The 20,838-nt window shown below is 58.5% G+C and carries 19 protein-coding genes; 5 read left to right on the top strand and 14 right to left on the bottom strand.

The genetic code is table 11. From position 1 onward, the window contains the following. Together VGC33_RS22170 and VGC33_RS22165 are read right to left on the bottom strand one after the other, a co-directional pair. Positions 1 to 192: ATP cone domain-containing protein (locus tag VGC33_RS22170; RefSeq protein WP_331122933.1), on the bottom strand; the 192-nt coding region annotated here is incomplete at its 3' end. Between the two features lie 412 nt (positions 193 to 604). After that, positions 605 to 2,257: an alpha,alpha-phosphotrehalase gene (locus VGC33_RS22165; RefSeq protein ID WP_331122932.1), complete on the bottom strand. Its 1,653-nt coding sequence runs from the start codon at positions 2,255 to 2,257 to the stop codon at positions 605 to 607. Positions 2,258 to 2,751: 494 nt separating this feature from the next. Between VGC33_RS22165 and mgtA the strand changes: the two genes are divergently transcribed. Continuing rightward, positions 2,752 to 5,466 carry a magnesium-translocating P-type ATPase gene (gene mgtA, locus VGC33_RS22160; RefSeq protein WP_414636977.1) on the top strand — a complete coding sequence of 905 codons (2,715 nt, stop codon included), beginning with the start codon at positions 2,752 to 2,754 and terminating at the stop codon, positions 5,464 to 5,466. 192 nt (positions 5,467 to 5,658) lie between these two features. Here mgtA and VGC33_RS22155 read toward each other — a convergent pair whose 3' ends face one another. From VGC33_RS22155 to VGC33_RS22140, 4 genes are read right to left on the bottom strand one after another with little or no spacing between them, the layout of a single operon-like run. After that, on the bottom strand, positions 5,659 to 6,387 hold the full coding sequence (locus tag VGC33_RS22155; protein ID WP_331122930.1) for a proteasome-type protease: 729 nt from the start codon (positions 6,385 to 6,387) through the stop codon (positions 5,659 to 5,661). Between the two features lie 24 nt (positions 6,388 to 6,411). Next, positions 6,412 to 7,242, bottom strand: coding sequence for a transglutaminase family protein (locus VGC33_RS22150; RefSeq protein ID WP_331122929.1), 831 nt, complete (start codon positions 7,240 to 7,242; stop codon positions 6,412 to 6,414). After that, positions 7,239 to 8,168: an alpha-E domain-containing protein gene (locus VGC33_RS22145; RefSeq protein ID WP_331122928.1), complete on the bottom strand. Its 930-nt coding sequence runs from the start codon at positions 8,166 to 8,168 to the stop codon at positions 7,239 to 7,241. The genes VGC33_RS22150 and VGC33_RS22145 overlap by 4 nt, the downstream gene beginning before the upstream one ends. Next, positions 8,162 to 9,598 carry a circularly permuted type 2 ATP-grasp protein gene (locus VGC33_RS22140; protein ID WP_331122927.1) on the bottom strand — a complete coding sequence of 479 codons (1,437 nt, stop codon included), beginning with the start codon at positions 9,596 to 9,598 and terminating at the stop codon, positions 8,162 to 8,164. The genes VGC33_RS22145 and VGC33_RS22140 overlap by 7 nt, the downstream gene beginning before the upstream one ends. Before the next feature lie 293 nt (positions 9,599 to 9,891). On the opposite strand from VGC33_RS22140, the gene vapB reads away from it, so the two are divergent. Both vapB and vapC read left to right on the top strand, forming a co-directional pair. Continuing rightward, positions 9,892 to 10,125 carry a type II toxin-antitoxin system VapB family antitoxin gene (gene vapB, locus VGC33_RS22135; protein WP_331122926.1) on the top strand — a complete coding sequence of 78 codons (234 nt, stop codon included), beginning with the start codon at positions 9,892 to 9,894 and terminating at the stop codon, positions 10,123 to 10,125. Further along, positions 10,125 to 10,526 carry a tRNA(fMet)-specific endonuclease VapC gene (gene vapC / locus VGC33_RS22130; RefSeq protein WP_331122925.1) on the top strand — a complete coding sequence of 134 codons (402 nt, stop codon included), beginning with the start codon at positions 10,125 to 10,127 and terminating at the stop codon, positions 10,524 to 10,526. The genes vapB and vapC overlap by 1 nt, the downstream gene beginning before the upstream one ends. Positions 10,527 to 10,549: 23 nt before the next feature. On the opposite strand, the gene ridA is transcribed toward vapC, so the two are convergent. The 3 genes from ridA to pyrB all read right to left on the bottom strand — a co-directional run bounded on the left by ridA (position 10,550) and on the right by pyrB (position 12,425). Beyond that, positions 10,550 to 10,936 carry a 2-iminobutanoate/2-iminopropanoate deaminase gene (ridA, locus tag VGC33_RS22125; RefSeq protein ID WP_331122924.1) on the bottom strand — a complete coding sequence of 129 codons (387 nt, stop codon included), beginning with the start codon at positions 10,934 to 10,936 and terminating at the stop codon, positions 10,550 to 10,552. A gap of 77 nt (positions 10,937 to 11,013) precedes the next feature. Continuing rightward, positions 11,014 to 11,478 carry an aspartate carbamoyltransferase regulatory subunit gene (gene pyrI / locus VGC33_RS22120; RefSeq protein WP_331122934.1) on the bottom strand — a complete coding sequence of 155 codons (465 nt, stop codon included), beginning with the start codon at positions 11,476 to 11,478 and terminating at the stop codon, positions 11,014 to 11,016. An 11-nt stretch (positions 11,479 to 11,489) separates the two neighbouring features. Then, on the bottom strand, positions 11,490 to 12,425 hold the full coding sequence (pyrB, locus tag VGC33_RS22115) for an aspartate carbamoyltransferase (RefSeq protein WP_331122923.1): 936 nt from the start codon (positions 12,423 to 12,425) through the stop codon (positions 11,490 to 11,492). A 378-nt stretch (positions 12,426 to 12,803) separates the two neighbouring features. On the opposite strand from pyrB, the gene VGC33_RS22110 reads away from it, so the two are divergent. Continuing rightward, positions 12,804 to 13,271 carry a NanQ anomerase/TabA/YiaL family protein gene (locus tag VGC33_RS22110; RefSeq protein ID WP_331122922.1) on the top strand — a complete coding sequence of 156 codons (468 nt, stop codon included), beginning with the start codon at positions 12,804 to 12,806 and terminating at the stop codon, positions 13,269 to 13,271. 147 nt (positions 13,272 to 13,418) lie between these two features. Here VGC33_RS22110 and argF read toward each other — a convergent pair whose 3' ends face one another. Then, entirely contained in the window at positions 13,419 to 14,426 is a 1,008-nt protein-coding gene (argF, locus tag VGC33_RS22105; protein WP_331122921.1) for an ornithine carbamoyltransferase, read from the bottom strand. A gap of 176 nt (positions 14,427 to 14,602) precedes the next feature. On the opposite strand from argF, the gene rraB reads away from it, so the two are divergent. Then, positions 14,603 to 15,064 (top strand): ribonuclease E inhibitor RraB, encoded by a 462-nt coding sequence (gene rraB / locus VGC33_RS22100; RefSeq protein ID WP_331122920.1) that lies wholly within the window; start codon positions 14,603 to 14,605, stop codon positions 15,062 to 15,064. On the opposite strand, the gene VGC33_RS22095 is transcribed toward rraB, so the two are convergent. The 4 genes from VGC33_RS22095 to pepA form a co-directional block, all read right to left on the bottom strand. Then, a complete protein-coding gene (locus VGC33_RS22095; RefSeq protein WP_331122919.1) occupies positions 15,065 to 15,571 on the bottom strand; it encodes a GNAT family N-acetyltransferase in 507 nt (168 codons plus the stop codon). It lies immediately after the preceding gene. 157 nt (positions 15,572 to 15,728) lie between these two features. Then, positions 15,729 to 18,584 (bottom strand): valine--tRNA ligase, encoded by a 2,856-nt coding sequence (locus tag VGC33_RS22090; protein ID WP_331122918.1) that lies wholly within the window; start codon positions 18,582 to 18,584, stop codon positions 15,729 to 15,731. Between the two features lie 13 nt (positions 18,585 to 18,597). Continuing rightward, complete coding sequence (locus tag VGC33_RS22085) at positions 18,598 to 19,047, bottom strand: DNA polymerase III subunit chi (protein ID WP_331122917.1); 450 nt, start codon at positions 19,045 to 19,047, stop codon at positions 18,598 to 18,600. Positions 19,048 to 19,132: 85 nt separating this feature from the next. Continuing rightward, entirely contained in the window at positions 19,133 to 20,644 is a 1,512-nt protein-coding gene (gene pepA, locus VGC33_RS22080) for a leucyl aminopeptidase (protein ID WP_331122916.1), read from the bottom strand. Between the last annotated feature and the right edge of the window lie 194 nt (positions 20,645 to 20,838).

Raw genomic sequence — 20,838 nt, 5'->3', positions numbered from 1 at the left:
GGCATCCTGGATATCGCGTATATCCACGTGGGAACGGCTGTTCATTTGTTCCGCCACCGAGGCGGCGACGGCGGCGCAATACTCGTTATCTTCGACGTCGGCTGCCTGTGCAGCGTGTTTGACGGCCTGGCAGATGCGTTCTTCATCGAAATTGACCTGACAACCGTCTCGTTTGATCACTACCGGTTTCACGATGCGACTCCTTGTACGCCTGAGGGCGGGTTAGGTGCTACCTGTCTTGCCGATCGTTTTTCCGGTTGGCGACCCCCGGTGCGATACTAGCGGTAGAACAGGTAAACACTATATCTAGTTCGTTATTATGAATAGTGCCACTAGATATAGAGTATGAGCTACTCAAATGTAACTAAACTTGACCTAACGCAATAAAAATCGCCCCCGGCCGAAGAGTTGTACAGCGCGGTTTTTAGCCAAAAAAGAGCCGTCGCGGTTTATGCTGCTGAAAATAAATCATAAAATTTCCCAAGGTGAGCCAAAGCGGAAAAAAAATAATTTGTGGTGAAAATCCTGGAGTTTTACTGTGGGTCGTGCATGTAAAAGACGCTCGCCACTCGCTGCGGGAATGTGCGCCGCGAAGGGTTTGGGTTCATTCACTTAACCAGTAAACCGCCTCATAGGGCCGCAGCGTAAGCGGCTGCGGCGCAGGCGGCGTATCGGCATAATTGCTCATCAGCCGCCGCCATGTGCCGCTACAGCCCGATGCCGGTCGCCACGCCTGGGGTTGCCGGCTCAAATTCGCCAGCACCAGCAGCTGCTGGCCGCGCCAGGCGCGGCGGTAATGCCATATCGTGGCGTGTGCCGGGCACAGATCGCGGTAATCCCCAGCCGTCAGGATCGGCAGGGTTTTGCGCAACGCGATCAACTGCCGATAGCAATAAAATATCGAGTCCGCATCGGCCAGGGCGGCCCGGGCGTTGATCCGGTCGGCGTTGCCGGCGCCGGCAATCCACGGGGTGCCGGTGGTGAAACCGGCGTTGACGCCGTCATCCCATTGCATCGGCGTGCGGCTGTTGTCGCGGGATCGGGCGGCCAGGACGTCCAGCGTGCGCTGACGGTCCTGGCCACGCGCCATGGCCTCGGCATACATGTTCAGGCTTTCGACGTCGCGGTAATCGGTAATGGCGCGAAACGCGGGATTGGTCATGCCCAACTCCTCGCCCTGGTAGATAAACGGCGTTCCCTGCATGCCGTGCAGCGCCATGGCCAGCATCTTGGCCGATACCTCCCGCAGCTCACCCTCGTCGCCGAAACGGGAAACGATGCGCGGCTGATCGTGATTACACCAAAACAGTGTGTTCCAGGCATGGCGGTGCATCCCGCGTTGCCAGCGGCTGAAGATCCGCTTGAGCAGCACAAAGTCCGGCGGCGTCGGCGCCCATTTTTCTCCGCCGGCGTAATCCACCTTAAGATGATGGAAATGAGCGGCCATGGAAAGCTGTTCGCCGTTGAGATTGGCGTAATGCCGGCATTTTTCCAGGGAAGTGGACGACATTTCCCCAACCGTCGCCAGGCCCAGCGGGGTAAAGATTTCCCGGTTCATTTCACGCAGATAATCCTGCACCCGCGGCAGGTCGGTATAAAAAGGCCGGCCGTCGCCTTGTGGCGCATCAGGCAGGTCCGGGTGCTTGGCTATCACGTTGATCACGTCCAGGCGCAGGCCGTCGATGCCGCGATCGGCCCAAAACCGGCAGATTTTTTTCAGCTCCGCGCGCAGCGGCGGATGATCCCAGTTCAGATCCGCCTGCTCGCGGGAATAAAGGTGTAGATAATAAGGCTCGCCCGGCCCCGGTTGGTGCCAGGCGCTGCCGCCGAATTTGGACAGCCAGTTGTTGGGCGGGCCGTCGTCCCGGCCGTCGCGCCAGAAGTAATAACGGCGGTACGGACTGAGCGGGTCTTTAGAGGCGATAAACCAGGGATGGGCGGTGGAGCTGTGGTTAAGCACCATATCCATAATGATGCGCATGCCCCGCTGATGGGCGCCGGCCACCAGGGCGTCAAAATCCGCCAGCGTGCCGTAGGCCGGGTCGATGGCGTAATAATCGGCGATATCATAACCGCTGTCCACCTGGGGCGAGCTGTAGACAGGCGTCAGCCACAGCGCATCTACTCCCAGCAGGCGCAGGTAATCCAGCCGCCGGGTGATCCCGGCCAGATCGCCAAGACCATTGCCGGTGCTGTCCTGAAAACTTTTCGGGTAAATCTGGTAAATAACGCCGTTGCGCCACCAAGGAGCCGTCATGCTAACCTTCGCCCCAACGCCGGCCCGCGGGGGTCGGATTGTCATTGGCGTCGTTATGATTATCGATGCGTTAATCTCCCGGTTGTTTTCCGTCGTGAAGTGATGGCAAATGTCTATCGGCGGGGCAAAACGTGCTGTTGTAACCCAAAGGTCCCATTATCAGCCGACAAACCGAATTGTGTTTATTTTGCGTTGAGACTTGTAGCCCTAAACTTTACTACCCTAAAGAAGTTACCGCGCCAGGGACAGTAGTTTCGTGTTTCAGCAGGCGGTTTTGTCGTCAACCGCATGTTTTTTTTATCTCACCGGAGGTGGATCACCTATATGGACCCCGTACCCAACCCTGATTGTTATTCGCCCATCCGGTAATGCCTCCCGCTTTTTTTGCGCCTGCCTTGCCGGATGATTAACGGTAGGCAGGAGCAACGTTCTTCTGCTGAGTCACCCTTTTGCCTTTCCCGGCGATGTTCACCCGGAGCGGCAAGGAAGACAGCATCATGATCAAGATTTACGCACGTCAACTGTTCACGCGCATCTATCATCACTTACCCCGTCGCCTGTTCCAGCGGGATTTGATGTTGGAAGGGATGAAACCCGGCGCCGGGCGCAACATACCCACGGCGCTGGCCCGGGCATGCCTGGAGTGCGCGCAGGCCACTGAAGCCGGCCTCTACCAGCGTTTCGCCAGCCGCCCGCAGGGCCTGGACGCGGCCGAGGTCGCCATCGCCCACCGGCGGTATGGTCATAACACCGTGGCCGCCGAGCAGCCGCTGACCTGGCGGCGACACTTATGGTCCTGCTATCGCAATCCCTTCAATATCCTGCTGACGGTGCTGGGCATCGTCTCCTACGGCACCGAAGACCTCATTGCCGCCGTGGTGATTGCCCTGATGGTGATGATTGCCACCCTGCTTAATTTTATCCAGGAGGCGCGCTCCAACAAGGCCGCCGACGCGCTTAAGGCCATGGTGAGCAATACCGCCACGGTACTGCGCGCCGACGGGCCGGACGGCGGCGGCGTGTACCAGGAAATAGCCATGGTGAACCTGGTGCCGGGGGATATCGTGAAACTGTCCGCGGGGGACATGATACCGGCGGATTTGCGTATCCTGCAGGCTCGGGATCTGTTTATCGGCCAGGCCGCGTTGACCGGCGAAGCGCTGCCGGTGGAAAAAAAAGCCGGCTGCTGCGCCGATCCCGGCCGCAACCCGCTGGAGTGCGGCAACCTGTGTTTTATGGGCACCAACGTGGTAAGCGGCACCGCGCAGGCGCTGGTCATCGGCACCGGCGATCGCACCTGGTTCGGGCAACTGGCCGGGCAATCCACGGTGCAATGCGCGCCGCCGAATGCGTTCCAGCTTGGCATCAGCCGGGTCAGCTGGCTGCTGATCCGTTTCATGCTGGTCATGACGCCGATAGTGCTGCTGGTCAACGGCTTTACCAAGGGCGACTGGTGGGAAGCCGCGCTGTTCTCGCTCTCGGTGGCCGTGGGCCTGACGCCGGAAATGCTGCCGATGATCGTCACCTCCTCACTGGCGAAAGGGGCGGTACGGCTGTCGCGTCAGAAGGTCATAGTCAAAAGGCTGGACGCCATCCAGAACTTCGGCGCGATGGATATCCTGTGTACCGATAAAACCGGAACGCTCACCCAGGATAAAATCGTGCTGGCCAGCCATACCGATGCGTTCGGTACGCGTTGCGATCGCGTGCTGCAAAACGCCTGGCTTAACAGTTATCACCAGACCGGCCTGAAAAACCTGCTGGATAAGGCGGTACTGGAAAAAATGACGCCGCAAGACGCCGGGCTGGCGCAGGCGCAATGGCATAAAATCGACGAGATACCCTTTGATTTTGAGCGGCGCCGCATGTCGGTAATCGTTGGAACCGACGACGGCCGGGCGCGGCTAATTTGCAAAGGCGCGCTGGAGGAAGTGCTTGGCGTCTGCAGCCGGGTGCGCCACGGCGACGAGATTGTGCCCCTTGGCGACCATTTGCTGGCGCATATCAGCGAAGTGACCGGCGAGCTTTCCCTTCAGGGGTTGCGGGTAGTGGCGGTGGCCGCTAAACCGGTGGCCACGGATTGCGGCGATTTCAGCCGGCGGGATGAATCGGATCTGATCCTCGAAGGGTATATTGCCTTTCTCGATCCGCCGAAAGAGAGTACCGGGCCTGCGCTGGAGGCGCTGGCACGGCATGGCGTCACGGTCAAAATACTCACCGGCGATAACGAACGGGTGGCGGCCAAAGTCTGCCGGGACGTCGGGCTGGCGGTGGACCGGGTGCTGACCGGCGATGAGATCGAAGGCATGGACGATCGGCAACTGGCGCTTGTGGCCCGCGTTACCACGGTATTCGCCAAACTCACGCCGCTGCAAAAGGCGCGCATCGTCGGCGCCCTGCGCCGGGAAGGCCACGTGGTCGGGTTTATGGGCGACGGCATCAATGACGCGCCGGCGCTGCGCGCCGCGGATATCGGCATCTCGGTGGACTCGGCGGTGGACATCGCCAAGGAGGCGGCCGACATTATCCTGTTGGAAAAAAGCCTGATGGTGCTCGAGGAGGGGGTTATCGAAGGCCGGCGCACCTTTGTCAATATGATGAAGTATATCCGCATGACCGCCAGCTCCAACTTCGGCAACGTCTTCAGCGTGCTGGTGGCCAGCGCCTTCCTGCCTTTCCTGCCGATGCTGCCATTGCATCTGCTGGTACAAAACCTCATCTATGATATCTCCCAGATTGCCATCCCGTTCGATAAGGTGGACGAGGATCAGCTGCGGCGGCCCCAACGCTGGCACAGCCGGGATCTAGGGCGTTTTATGGTGTTTTTCGGCCCTATCAGTTCTATTTTCGATATTTTGACCTTTTGCCTGATGTGGTGGGTATTCAAGGCCAATACGCCCGAACAGCAAACGCTGTTCCAGACCGGCTGGTTTGTGGTGGGCGTATTGTCCCAAACCCTGGTGGTGCATATGCTGCGCACGCGCAGAATCCCGTTTTTGCAAAGCCGTCCTTCCTGGGCGCTTGGCGTCACCACCCTGACGGTCATCGTCGCAACCGTCGGCATGACGTTTACGCCGGTGGCCGGATTGCTGCACCTGCAGGCGCTGCCGGGCGGCTACTGGCCATGGCTGGTGGCAATACTGGCCGGTTATATGGCATTGGTCCAGTCCGTCAAAGGATGGTTTGTGCGCCGATACGGCTGGCGATAGCCTTTTGAACAATCCGGTTGGCGAGGGAAACCGCGGGTCATTATTTTATCGGTTATAGAGCGGGCTGAACAGATAGGCGATGAGGCGTTGGCCGACCGTATGAGAACACAATACAGCGGCGGGCGCCCGGATACGCAATGGGTGCCCCGGCCCGTCCTCCGGTGGCCGCACCCGCAACCGGCGTCAGTCCTGCTACAGTTTTAGCGGCGGCATCTGTAAAAAGGTGTTAAGCAGTCCCTCTGACCAGCCTTTGCGAATGGCGGCGAAGTACGGGTGATTCTCGGTAATGCGGTACTGTTCGTCGCAGGCGAAACTGTCGCGGCGATAAATCATCACATCCAGCGGCAGGCCCACCGACAGGTTGCTGCGCAGGGTTGAATCAATGGAGATAAGCGCGCAGCACATGGCCTGCTCCAGGGTGGTGTCATAGGTGAGCACCCGATCGATAATCGGTTTGCCATATTTGCTCTCGCCAATCTGGAAGTAAGGCGTATCTTCCGTGGCCTCGATAAAATTGCCTTCCGGATAGATATGGAAAAGACTGGGGCCTTCGCCCGCGATCTGTCCGCCCAACAGGATGCTACAGCTGAAATCGGTGCTGGTGCCGCTTTGCTGCGCGCTGCTGTCGCGGAAAATCACTTCCCGCACCGTTTCGCCAATCAGGCTGGCGGCGTCGAACAGGGTAGGCGCGGTCAGCAGATTCGGCCGCTCCATATCTTTGGCGCGCAGGCGCAGCAGATTGATAATGCTCTGGGTGGTCGCCAGGTTGCCGGCGCTTTGCAGCACCAGCGTACGTTCGCTGTCCTGATGCAATACGTGCAGCTTGCGAAAGGTCGAGATATGATCCACTCCGGCATTGGTACGGGAGTCGGAGGCAAACACCAGTCCGCCCGACAGGCGCATCGCCACGCAGTAGGTCATCGCAGTATATCCTCGTAAAACACATTATTGTTGTTGCCCGCCGGCCTGGTTTTGCTGCTGGCCGCTCTCGGTTTGTTCCACGGTCGCCTGCGAAAACATTTCTTCATAGCCGCCGCCGATACGCGAGCCGCGCACCGGACAGGCGTCAAGGTAATCGAAGCCGACCGCCAGCTTAAGATGCTGGCTGGTATTACAGGTATTATTGGTGATATCGAAACTTTGCCAATGCTCATCCAGCCACGCTTCCACCCAGGCATGCATCGCCACGTGCTTGGTGTCTTCGCTGTAAATATAGCCGCTGACGTAGCGCGCGGGAATATGCAGGCTGCGGCAACAGGCCAGGAACACATGGGAATGATCCTGACAGACTCCGTGCCGGGCGGCAAATACTTTAGCCGCCGAATCCTGCACCTGGGTGGCGCCGGGGGTATAGGGCATGCGTTCGCGCAGTTCGGCCATCAGCTCGCGCAGGCTTTCGTCCGCGGCCGCGGAGCGGTAAAATCGCGCGGCGAAGGTGCGGATGGCCTCGTCCGCCTGCGTCAGCGGACTGGATCGCAAGAAAACCAGCGGCGACAGCGGACCGCATTCCTCCGCGATCTCCTCGCTGTTATCGGCGATTTCCACCACCCCTTTGGCGCGGATGGCGATAACCTCATGAGGCCGGTCAAGGGTCAGCACGTGCTGCAGGTTGCCAAACCCGTCGGTCACCTGCGTCGCCTGCTCCGGCAGGTTCAGCGACCATTCCAAAATCCGCTGCCGCGCGGAGTTCTGCGGCGTCAGGCGCAGGTATTGCGTACTGAATTTGACTTCATGATCGTAGCGATAGTGGGTCAGGTGATCGACGGCCAGTTTCATAACGCCTCCAGATACGTATGGTTGATGCTTTCCGCCAGCGCGTTGATCTTGGCCTGGAACTGCATCATATAAGCCTGCAAACCCAGTTCCAGCACTTCATCCAGCGTGCTGAAGCGCAGCTCTACGTTCAGGGTATGGGCCAGCCGCCGGGGCACATTGGCCCGCTGGCCGCCGATGCGCTCCAGTTGCTGCACCACGTCGCCCACGCAGGCGCGCAGGGAGCGCGGCATATCGTTGCGCAGCACCAGCAGCTCGGCCACCGTTTCGCGGCTGACGGGATGTTTGTACAGGCTGTGGTAGGCCTCGCGGGCGCTGACCGCGCGCAGCAGGGTATCCAGACGATAATATTCGCGCACCGGATCGGAGTCGGCATCCAGCTGCTGATCCTTGACGCCCAGCAATTGCGCCGTGGCGTAGGCGCGTTCGATAAGCGTGCCGAGGCGGATAAAACACAGGGCGTCGTTGCGCAGCAGGGTGCCGAACATCGCGCCGCGAAACAGGTGCGCCCGTTCCTTGACCCAGTCGAAAAACGCATCGGTGCCCACCTTGGCCACCCCTTTGCCGCGCATCAGCTTCATTTCGATCCAAGTGGCGTTGATACTTTCCCATACCTCCGACGACAGGCTGCCGCGCACCGCATGGGCGTTGTTCCAGGCCGCCTCGAAACAGCTGTAAATGCTGCTGGGATTATGCGGATCCAGGGCAAAAAAGTTCAGCAGATTGGTCATGCTCAGGCGGGGATAGTGCTCCTCGAACAGCTCATGGGTGCCGGTCAGGTTAAGCGGCAGGGTCAAGTCCTCGTTTTGCTGGCTGCTGACCGGCATCAGCGACAATTTGTAGGTCACGTCCAATACCCGGGCAATGCTCTCGGCCCGTTCCAGGTAACGGGCCATCCAGTAAAGTTCGCTGGCGGTTCTGCTTAGCATGCGTCGTCCTCCATTATCCAGGTATCCTTGGTGCCGCCGCCCTGGGACGAATTCACCACCAGCGAGCCGGCGTTCAGCGCCACCCGGGTCAGGCCGCCCGGCACCAGCCGCAGTTCATCGCCGGTCAGGGCGAACGGCCGCAGATCGATATGGCGCGGCGCCAGGCCTTCCTCGACAAAGGTCGGGCAGGTGGACAGCGCCAGCGTCTCCTGGGCAATATAGTTATTCGGGTTGGCCAGCAACCGCCGGCGGAACTCGGCCAGCTCGGCGCGCGCGGCTTTCGGTCCCACCAGCATGCCGTAGCCGCCGGCGCCGTGCACTTCTTTCACCACCAGCTTTTCCAGATTGGCCAGCACATAGGACAGGGCGCTGGGATCGCGGCACTGCCAGGTGGGGATATTGCCGAGGATCGGCTCCTCGGAAAGATAAAAGCGGATCATCTCCGGCACATAGGGATAAATGGATTTATCGTCCGCAACGCCGGTGCCCAGCGCGTTGGCCAGCACCACGCCGCCTGTGCGGTACACCGACAGCAGCCCGGGCACGCCAAGGCTTGAGTCGGCGCGAAAAGCCAGCGGATCGATATAGGCATCATCAATACGCCGGTAAATCACGTCTACCTTGTACGGTCCCTCGGTGGTGCGCATAAACACCGCGCCTTGTTTAACAAACAAATCGGCGGCCTCCACCAGCTCCACCCCCATCTGCTGCGCCAGGAAACTGTGTTCAAAATAGGCGCTGTTAAAACGCCCCGGCGTCAGCACCACCACCGTCGGATCTTCCACCGCCGTGCTTTCGCGCAGGGTTTGCAGCAGGTCGAAGGGATAACGCTCGATGGGGGCGATATGTTGACTGGCAAACAGATCCGGATAAAGCCGCATCATCATTTTGCGGTTTTCCAGCATGTAGGACACCCCCGACGGGGTACGCAGGTTATCCTCCAGCACGTAATAATGGCCGTCGCTGTTACGCACCATATCGGTGCCGACGATATGCGCATAGGTGTTGTTATGCAGATTGACCCCCTGCATGCAGGGCTGATACTGCTCGTTGGCCAGCACCTGCTCGGTCGGTACGATGCCCGCTTTAAGGATATTTTGCCCGTGATAGATATCATAAAGGAAGGCGTTCAGGGCCTTGACCCGCTGGCGGATGCCGCGATCCATCCAGGCCCATTCCTTGGAGGGGATAATGCGCGGCACGCTGTCAAACGGGATCAGGCGTTCGGTGCCGCCTTCTTCTCCGTAAACGTTAAAGGTAATGCCCACCCGGTGGAACAACAGCTCGGCTTCCTCTTTTTTCTGCTGAATGGCGTGCCGGTCCGCCTGCTGCAACCATTGCCAGTAAGCGCCGTAGTGACCGCGATGCCCGCCGTCGGCCAACAGCATTTCATCAAAAAAAGGCGACCCGGAAAGATTTATTTTAATCATCTGTTTTACCTTTGCTGGTCAGCTACGCTGATTACACTGCCATTAACAGCCCCCTCGACTTCCCATGCATAAAGCGCGCCAGTCCCGGAGCCGCGGCCAGGTGAGAAAACGGCGCCCTGGAGCGGTCATTTGCGTTATTTTGGTGCGGGCGGGCAAACCTTGGCGTTTTGCTACCCAAAATGGGGCGGGAAATTAACCGGTTGCAGCCAGGCGGCCGTCTGCGGTATACATTTGCTATATACCTCGATGAGCTAGAATTTTTTGATGAATAAACAGGCTAAAGGAGACGTTGGATGTCCACCAGTACGATTTTTATCAATAATCGCTCGCAGGCCGTGCGCATTCCGGCTGAATTACGTTTTGCCGATGATGTGAAAGTGGTAAATGTCCGGGCGGTCGGCAACGAAAGAATCATCTCTCCCGCGCAGAATCGATGGGATAACTTTTTTTTATCCGACCTGACGGTGTCGGAGGATTTCCCGCAGGAAAAACCCCCTCAATCGCAACCTGAGCGTGAGTCATTCTAATGTATAAATATATGCTCGAGACGAATTTTGTCATCTACGTGATAAAACGGCGCCCGGTGGAAATGCTGTCACTTTTCAACGCCAATGCGGGGCGCATGGTGCTATCGTCCATAACCCTGGCCGAGCTGTTGCACGCAGCGGAAAAAAGCGCGGATGCGGCGCGTAATTACCGGGTGGTGGAGAATTTTGTTTCGCGCATGGAAGTGCTGGGGTACGGCGCGAAAGCGGCGCGGCATTATGGCGATATTCGGGCCAATCTGGAGCTGGCGGGCCTGCCGATCGGGGTAAACGAAGTGCATATCGCCGCCCATGCCCGCAGCGAGGGGTTGGTGGTGGTCACCAATAATCCGGTTGAATTCAGCCGGATTGAAGGTTTGCTGATTGAGAACTGGATCAACTGAGGTTGCCGGCGCGCCGGGACGGCTTAGCCTCGTACGGCGATGGCTTCTATTTCAATCTGCACATCTTTTGGCAACCGCGCGACTTCCACGCACGAACGTGCCGGGAAGGGGGCGTTATGTTCGGTGAAAAACCCTTCATAAACGGCGTTAACGGTGGCGAAGTCGTTCAAATCCTTGACGAACACCGTGGTTTTAATAATATCGGCCACCCGCAGGCCGGCGGCTTCCACAATCGCCCGCACGTTGTCCAGTGATTGACGCGCCTGGGCCGCGATATCATCGGCCACCAGCCCGGTTTTCGGGTTAATCGGGATCTGGCCGGAAGTGAACAGCAGACTGCCGAGGTCGACCGCCTGAACGTAGGGTCCAATGGCTGCCGGTGCGTTTTCAGTGCTGATAATACGGGACATGCTGGCTCCTGGTGTTGAGAGGCGAAAGAGAAAAGCGTCGCCGGTCATTATAAAGATTAAACCGGCGTATGCCCAGCTCAGGCGTTCTGGATAACCGCCTGATGCTCGAATTCTTTTTCACAATATTTGCATTTCAAATGCACCTGGCCGTCGCGGCTTTTCACCGTAAAACCCGAGGCCACCGGCTCGCTGCGGCTAATGCAGTTGCTGTTGGGACAGGTCAGCACGCCGTCGATCCGATCCGGTAGCGTAAGGGTCAGCTTGCGCACCACTTCATAGTTATCGATGCGATTGACGGTGGCGTGCGGGGCGTACATCGCCAACTGGTTCGCCTGCTGTTCGGTAAGGAATACGTTCTCGATCTTGATGAGATCTTTTTTCCCCAATTGGTTCGACGGCAGGTTCAGCCCGATGGTTATACGCTGATCGGTGGCGGTCAGCTTAAACAGCGTCAGCAGCTTAAAACCCACCTGCGCCGGGATATGGTCAATCACCGTGCCGCGATTGATTGCCTCGACCTGCAATTTATTATCCTGAGTCATCATCTTTCCCCTTAACCCGCCGGTTGCTCGTTTAACACCAGGGACAATAACGCCTGGCGCGCGAATATGCCGTTGCCGGCCTGCTGGAAATAATACGCGTAAGGCGTGTCGTCCACCTCATGGGCGATTTCATCCACTCTGGGCAGCGGATGCAGCACCTTGAGATTATCGCGCGCCTTCAGCAAATCCACGGCGCGCAGCACAAACTGGGCCTTGACGTTGGCATACTCCGAGGGGTCCAGCCGTTCTTTTTGCACCCGGGTCATATAGAGTATATCCAACTGCGGCATCACCTCCTCAATGGTGGCGTGCACGCTGTATCCGATGCCTTTTTCCGCCAGCATCGTCAGGATATAGGCGGGCATCGCCAGCGCCTGCGGGGCGATAAGGAAAAAATGGTTGCCCTCGAACTTGGCCAGCGCCTGGGTCAGGGAATGGACGGTACGGCCGTACTTCAGATCGCCGACCATCGCCACGTTGAGGTTGTTCAACCGTCCCTGGGTTTCCTGAATGGTAAACAGGTCGAGCAGCGTCTGGGTCGGGTGCTGGTTGGCGCCGTCGCCGGCGTTGAGGATGGGCACGCCGCCGGAGAATTCGGTGGCAAGCCTTGCCGCGCCCTCCTGCGGATGGCGCATGACGATGGCGTCGACGTAGGTGCTGATGACCGAAATGGTATCCGCCAGGGTTTCGCCCTTTTTGCCAAGCGACGTGTTGCCGGCGTCGGAGAATCCCACCACCGAGGCGCCCAGGCGATGGATGGCGGTTTCAAACGACAGTCTGGTGCGGGTGGAGGCCTCGAAAAAACAGCTGGCCACCACTTTATGCTTTAGCAGCTCCGGCCGCGGACGGGCCTTCAGGCCGGCTGCGCTGCGCAGTACCAGCTCCAGTTCCTCGCGGTTAAGGTCATTGATGGAAATGATGTGTTTTTGATAAAGGGGGTTAGCCATGTATTTCCTCCTTACGAGTGTCGTTGACGCCGGCCTTGCGCAAGTGTAGGCCGCGGTCCGGGATTGCGCGCAAAAAAAAGCCCCTCAACGAGGGGCCTGATACGAATAGATAAAAACGGGCAACGGGAGCGGCAGCTGCCCGCCAGCGGGCAGGTGGAAATAGTCATAGGCATCGAAAATTACGCAGCTGTTCATTAATCCTCCCGGTAAACTGCCCGGAATTATACTCGCGTGCCGGCACACTTCAAGCGGCAAGAGGTCGATATTTCTGAATAAGCAAACGATTGGCTTGCTAATCAAAATAAGTGTTAAATAACTCTCCTTTTTCGCGCGCCATCTGTTTTACAATGAAACGTTATTTCATTTTAAGGAAAAATTATGATCACCGGTAATATCCACCACTTAGATCTTGTGCCCTACCTGCCCGCCAAGCTGCGTGAAGCCATCGAGTACGTCAAACAACACATTACCCATGAGACGCCGCTGGGCAAGCATGATATCGAAGGCAACCGGGTATTTGTCCTGATTTCCAACGACAGCACCGATCTGCTGGAGAAGCGTCGCGCCGAGTTCCACGCAAAATATCTGGATATCCAGATCGTGCTGGACGGCGTGGAAGGGATGACCTTCAGCAACCTGCCGGCCGGCAAGACCGATATCGACTCGCTGGCGGATAAGGATATCGCCTTCCTGGCCGCGGGCGAACAGGAAAAACAGTTCGTGATGCAGGCGGGCGATTTTGTGGTCTATTACCCCGGCGAAGTGCATAAACCGCTGTGCGCGGTCGGCGCGCCGGCCCACGTGCGCAAAGCGGTGGTAAAAATCGATACCGCGTTGGTCCGCTAATAAAACAACCGTGCGGCATGACAGCGCATGCGTACCTGCGCTTGAGGTGGGACTGAGGGGAAGAAAAGCGTCATTCCGCGCTTTACCCTTTTATCCCGCCACGCCGGCTTAAGCTGCCTGTGCGGGCGGGCCGGCAATCCCATTCGCCTAGTCTTGCGCCAGCGTGGCCACCATCACCGCTTTAATGGTATGCAGCCGGTTTTCCGCCTGATCGAACACCACGCTGTGCGCCGATTCAAATACCTCGTCGGTCACTTCCATGCCGCCGGCCAGGTCATACTGTTGGGCCATCTGTTTGCCTACCCCGGTCTGGTCGTCATGGAACGCGGGCAGACAGTGCAGGAATTTTACCTGCGGGTTGCCGGTCAGCCGGATCATCGCCATATTGACCTGATAGGGACGCAGCAGGGCGATGCGCTCGCCCCAGATGGCTTTGTCCTCGCCCATGGAAACCCACACGTCGGTGTAGATAAAATCCACGCCCCGCACACCCGCCGCGATTTCCTCGGTCAGGGTAATATCGCCGCCGCGCTGCCGCGCCAGTTCACGACACCTGGCCACCAGTTGCTTATCCGGCCAACAGGCGCTGGGCGCCACCAGGCGTAAATCCAGTCCGGTCAGCGCCGCCGCTTCCAGCATGCTGTTGCCCATATTGTTACGGGCATCCCCGACATACGCGAACGCCATTTGCGCCAAGGTTTTTTGCGGCAAATGTTCCTGCATGGTCAGCAGATCGGCCAGTAACTGGGTGGGGTGGAATTCGGTGGTTAAGCCGTTCCACACCGGCACGCCGGCATAATGCGCCAGTGTCTCGACGATCTCCTGACCGTAGCCGCGATATTGAATGCCGTCATACAGGCGGCCCAGCACCCGGGCGGTATCCTTAATCGATTCCTTATGGCCTATCTGGCTACCGCTCGGGCCAAGGTAGGTCACGCGCGCGCCCTGATCGAAGGCGGCAACTTCGAAAGAGCAGCGGGTACGGGTCGAGTCTTTTTCGAAGATGAGCGCGATATTCTTGCCCACCAGGCGCGGCTTTTCCCGCCCGGACTGTTTTTCCCGCTTCAGGCTGGCGGCCAGCGCCAGTAATTCATGGATCTCATCGGGGGTGAAATCCAATAATTTCAGGAAATGACGGTGATAGAACTGACTCATATGCAGCGTTCTCCAATCTCAATCAAATGTAAATTGAATTTAAATTCACTTTATATGTATGAATATTCAATTTCAAGTGTTGATATCAATTCTTTCATGTTTAAGCTGGAGCCTTATCCCCGGCTGTGGGAAAATGGGTACCTAACAGGCCGATAGACGCATTGAGGATTGAGGGCATGGCACATCAATTTCTGGAAGAGCAGCGTGACGAAACACGTTTGATTATCGAAGAGCTGCTGGAAGATGGAAGCGACCCGGAAGCGCTTTACACCATCGAGCACCATCTCTCCGCCGAGAATTTCGATACGCTGGAAAAAGCCGCGGTCGAAGCCTTCAAGCTGGGCTATGAAGTCACCGATGCCGAGGAATTGGAGGTCGAAGACGGCTCGGTGTTGATGTGCTGCGACGCCATAAGCGAAATCGCCCTCAACGCGGATCTTATCGACACCCAGGTCGAACAGCTGTTTACCCTGGCCGAGCGCCTGGGCGTCAACTATGACGGTTGGGGCACCTACTTTGAAGATGGGGAAGACGGCGAAGACGATGAAGAGGACGGGGAAGGCGAAGACGGCGTGGACGGTTCCGCTACGCCGGTTCGCGGCCTGCTCGACCAGGATGACAACGGCACCCGCCACTGATCAGCCAAGAGGCTTGAGCATCGTCACTTCGCAATCCACATGTCCGGTATGGCCCATCGGGCCGTCGATATGGACAAACCCCAGCCGCTCATACAGCGATATGGCCCGCGTCAGGGCGGCGGTGGTTTCCAGGTAGCAATGGGTAAACCCCTGGCCGCGCGCGAAGTCCAGCGCCTTGACTGCCAGCTCATGGGCCAGGCCGCGCCCGCGCAGGACCGACAAAAAATACATCTTTTGCAGTTCACAGATATCCGCGCGCGCGCCGGCCAGGGGCGCGATGCCGCCGCCGCCGGCAATCCTGCCCTCAAACTCAATCACCCAGTATGCGCTCTTGGGCTGGCTATAGAGCTGGTACAGGTTATCCAGGTTCGGGTCGGAGACGGTATAGCCCTTATCCGCCGTCAGGCCGAACTCGGCCGATACCTGGCGAATGACGTCGGCAATGGCATGATTATCTTCCGGCGTAATGGGTCGCACCAGAATATTGACTGAAGTAGCTGTGGACATCGTCATTACCCAAAAAAAGAAAAATACACGAAAGTTTTGGCTTTATTGTTATGAGTAATAGCATCGCCGGTGCCGACGATGCAAACAAATTAAACGGATGTTAAACATCTACACTGCTTTGGCAGCAAACGCCCGAATGTTAAACACCCGTCTTCTTTTACAAATTGGCGATGGTCGCCTGCTGTTCCAGCAGCTTGGCCCTGGCGTCGGCATAACCCGCCAGTTTTTCCCGCTCTTTCGCCACCACCGCTTCCGGCGCCCGGGCGACGAATCCCTCATTGGACAGCTTGCTCTCGATGCGTCCGATCTCGGTGTCGATCTTCAGCACTTCATTGGCCAGCCGGTCCAGCTCCAGGGCCTTGTCGATAATGCCCGCCATGGGGATCAGCAGTTCGCCTTCCTCCACCAGCTTGACGATGGAAACCGGGCCTTTCTCGCCGTCCGCCAGGATATCCAGGCTCTGCAGCCGCGCCAGCGTCTGGATAAAGCTCCGGTTATCCGCAATTCGCCGGCGGGTCAGCGCGGTGGCGCCGCGCACCAGCACATCCAGCGGTTTGCCGGGGGCGATATTCATCTCGTTGCGAATGGCGCGCACGCCGATGACCAGCTGTTTAATCCACTCCACGTCCGCCAGCGCCTGCGCGTCGTCAAGCCCGGCGTCAAACCGCGGGAAGGCTTGCAGCATCAGGGTATCGTCGGTAATGCCCTTGAGCGCTTTCACCCGTTGCCAGATGGTTTCGGTAATAAACGGCACGATAGGATGCGCCAGGCGCAGCAAACCTTCCAGCACGTCCACCAGCGTATGGCGGGTGCCGCGCAGCTCGGTTTCGCCGCCGCCGGTCATTACCGGTTTAGTCAGCTCCAGATACCAGTCGCAGAACTGATTCCAGGTAAAGTCATACAGAATATTGGCGGCCATATCAAAACGGTAGCCGTCGAGCGCGTCGCGATAGGCTTTCACCGTGCGGTTGAATTCCGCCAGGATCCAGCGATCCGCCAGGGACAGGCTCATCTCGCCGCCATGCTGGCCGCAATCCTTATCTTCGGTATTCATCAGCACAAAGCGGCTGGCGTTCCACAGCTTATTACAAAAGTTGCGATAGCCTTCCAGGCGCTTCATATCCCAGTTGATATCGCGCCCGGTGGAGGCCAGCGCCGCCAGGGTAAAGCGCAGCGCATCGGTGCCGTGCGGCTCGATGCCCTGCGGGAACTGCTTTTCGGTGCGCTTGCGGATTTTGTCCGCCAGCTGCGGCTGCATCATGTTGCCGGTGCGCTTCTCAATCAGCGCCGGCAGCGAAATGCCGTCCACCATGTCCAGCGGGTCGATAACGTTGCCTTTGGATTTCGACATCTTCTGGCCTTCGTCGTCGCGGATTAAGCCGGTCATATACACGGTCTTGAACGGCACCTGCGGGCGCCCCTGTTCATCCTTGACGAAATGCATGGTCAGCATGATCATGCGGGCAATCCAGAAGAAGATAATGTCAAAGCCGCTCACCAGCACGCTGGTGGGGTGGAAGGTCTTCAGCGCCTCGGTCGGCTCCGGCCAGCCCAGGGTGGAAAAGGTCCATAATCCCGAGGAGAACCAGGTATCCAGCACATCCTCGTCCTGGCGCAGCGCCATCGAGGCATCAAGACCGTTTTCACGGCGCACCTCGGCCTCGTCGCGCCCGACATAGACCTTGCCGGCGGCGTCGTACCAGGCCGGGATGCGATGTCCCCACCACAGCTGGCGGGAAATGCACCAGTCCTGGATATCGCGCATCCAGCTGAAATACATATTTTCATACTGCTTGGGCACAAAGCGGATGTCATCATTTTCCACCGCCTCGATGGCCACTTTCGCCAGCGGCGCGGTGCGCACATACCACTGGTCGGTCAGCATGGGCTCAATCACCACGCCGCCGCGATCGCCATAAGGCACGGTCAGGGCATGGGGTTTGATCTCGTCCAGCAGGCCCAGGGCGTCGAAGGCGGCGACCACCGCCTTGCGGGCGGCGAAGCGTTCCAGGTTGCGGAACTGCGCCGGGATCTCGCCGCTCCAGGCCTCGCTTGCCTCGCCGAGGGTATCGAATACCTCCGCCCGTTCGCGGATATCGCCATCCAGGGTCAGGATATTGATCATCGGCAGGCCGTGGCGCTTGCCGACCTCATAGTCGTTGAAATCATGGGCCGGAGTGATCTTCACGCAGCCGGTGCCCTTGGTCATATCGGCATGTTCGTCGCCGAGAATGGGGATACGGCGGCCGACCAGCGGCAACAGCACGTATTTGCCAATCAGGTCCTTATAACGCGGATCCGCGGGATTGACCGCCACGCCGGTATCGCCCAGCATGGTCTCCGGGCGGGTGGTGGCCACCACCAGATAATCCAGCCCGTCGGCGGTTTTGGCGCCGTCGGCCAGCGGATAGCGCAAATGCCACATCGACCCCTGGGATTCGCGGTTTTCCACTTCCAGATCGGAAATGGCGGTGCGCAGTTTTGGATCCCAGTTCACCAGGCGCTTGCCGCGATAAATCAAATCCTGCTTAAACAGCTGGACGAACACTTCCTTCACCGCGTCGGACAGCCCTGCGTCCATGGTAAAACGCTCGCGCTCCCAATCCACCGAGGCGCCCAGGCGGCGCATCTGGCGGGTAATGGTGCCGCCGGATTCCGCCTTCCACTGCCAGATTTTTTCGATAAAGGCGTCGCGGCCGTAATCGTGGCGGGTCTTGCCCTCCTCGGCGGCGATTTTACGCTCCACCACCATCTGCGTGGCGATGCCCGCATGATCGGTCCCCACCTGCCACAGGGTGTTTTTGCCCTGCATGCGCTGGTATCGCACGATAATGTCCATAATGGTCTGCTGAAAGGCATGACCCATATGCAGGCTGCCGGTCACGTTCGGCGGCGGGATCATGATGCAGAAGCTTTCTTTGCTGGTATCGTTATGCGGCTTGAAATAGCCCTGTTTTTCCCAGTGCTCGTACAGCGGCTGCTCGATATCGTGCGGGTTATATGTCTTTTCCATTATGCGTCGTATTTCACTGCGTTGGCGGCGTGGCCGTGGTCAATTGGAAGCCGACGCTGCGATAGGCTTTATACCGGTCGCGCGCCAACTGTTTTAATGCGTCTTCGTCCGGGACGAAGTCTATCACTTCATGAAAAGCGGAGGCAAAATCCGCGCACTGCGGCAGCAGGCTTATCAGCAGCTCGCGCGGCGCGTTGCCGCGGCGCTTCGGCCAGCACAGTTCCACCGGCGCGCCATAGCGCGGCCCCTCGCCCGCCAGGTTATGCGGGACAAAGGCGGCCGGATCCCGCTGCCACAAGGCTTCATCCAGCTTCAGCGCCTGATCCTCATCGCCGCAGGCTATCAGCACCCTTTTGCCGGCGCGCCAGTGGAGCGCCGCCAGATCGCAGGCAAGGCGTTCCACGGCGCTAAGTCCGTCCTGGAGATCCTGCCGGTCGAGAAGATAAAAGGTGGCGCTTTTCATGTACCCTTTTTATTAAGCCTGAGAGGGGATGGCGGAAAAAATAACGGGCGGCCTGGGCCACCCGGTAAGTTTACCTTTTTTAGGCCTATTCGTCACCGTTGAGACCCGAGCGATTGAGCAGAAACTGCGCCAGCATGGAAACCGGACGCCCGGTGGCGCCTTTGGCCTTGCCCGAACGCCAGGCGGTGCCGGCGATATCCAGGTGCGCCCAGCTGTATTTGCGGGCGAACCGGGACAGGAAGCAGCCGGCGGTAATGGCGCCGCCCGGACGGCCGCCGATATTGGCCATATCGGCAAAATTGGACTCCAGCTGTTCCTGGAACTCGTCCCCCAAGGGCAGGCGCCAGGCGCGATCGCCCGATTGCTCGGCGGCGGCGATAAGCTCGTGGGCCAGCGGATTATGGTTGGACATCAGCCCGGTCAGGTGATGGCCCAGCGCGATAACGCAGGCGCCGGTCAGGGTGGCGACGTCAATCACCAGCTCCGGGTCGAAACGCTCGACATAGGTCAGCGCGTCGCACAACACCAGTCGGCCTTCGGCGTCGGTGTTCAGCACTTCCACCGTCTGGCCGGACAGGGTGGTCAACACGTCGCCGGGACGGAAAGACCGGCCGTCGACCATATTCTCGCAACCCGCCAGCACGCCCACCAGGTTCAGCGGCAGGCTCAACTCCAGCGCCATGCGCATCACGCCGTAAACCGTGGCGGCGCCGCACATATCGTATTTCATCTCGTCCATGCTGTCGGCGGGCTTGATGGAGATGCCGCCGGCATCAAAGGTCAATCCCTTGCCCACCAGCACAATCGGACGCGCCTCCGGGTCCGGATTGCCTTTATATTCGATAACCGACATCAGCGATTCGTTTTGCGAACCCTGGCCGACCGCCAGGTAGGCGTTCATGCCCAGCTCTTTCATCTGCTGTTCGCCGATAACGCGGGTGGTGGTGGTCTTGCCGTATTTATCCGCCAACTGGCGCGCCTGGGATGCCAGGTAGGCCGGATTGCAGATATTAGGCGGCATATTGCCCAGGTCCTTGGCGGCCTTGATGCCGGAGGCAATGGCCAGGCCGTGCTGGATGGCGCGTTCGCCGCCGGTCAGCTCGCGGCGGGTGGGAACGTTGAACACCATCTTGCGCAGCGGCCGGCGCGGTTCGGCCTTATTGCTTTTCAACTGGTCGAAGGTATATAGCGACTCTTTGGAGGTTTCCACCGCCTGGCGCACTTTCCAGTAGGTATTACGTCCCTTGACATGCAGCTCGGTCAAAAAGCACACGGCTTCCATTGACCCGGTGTCATTCAACGTATTAATGGTTTTCTGGATAACCTGCTTGTACTGGCGTTCATCCAGTTCGCGTTCCTTACCGCAGCCAATAAGCAGGATACGTTCGGACAGCACATTGGGTACATGGTGCAGCAGCAATGTCTGGCCCACTTTCCCTTCCAGTTCGCCGCGGCGCAGTAGGGCACTGATATAACCGTCGCTGATTTTGTCGAGCTGTTCGGCAATCGGCGACAGACGGCGCGGTTCGAATACGCCGACGACAATACAGGCACTGCGTTGTTTTTCCGGGCTACCGCTTTTTACACTGAACTCCATGCACTCTCCTGAATCTTAAAGACAAAGACGGCCAACCGGGATAAAATAAATCATTCCCTATCGTATCCCCCGCCTTTGCATTAACTCTTATGTGTTAATCTGAACGACGCAAAGGACGTTATTCCGGCAATAATCAGTGCGTTCTCATAGCACAGCCGAACGCTTAATGTTGTTATACTCTATCTGGCGATAAA

Source organism: Acerihabitans sp. (assembly GCF_036398755.1).
Classification (GTDB): Bacteria; Pseudomonadota; Gammaproteobacteria; order Enterobacterales; family Enterobacteriaceae; genus Acerihabitans.
Note: the sequence above shows the minus strand (reverse complement) of the source record. Positions and strands in the feature narration are given on the sequence as shown.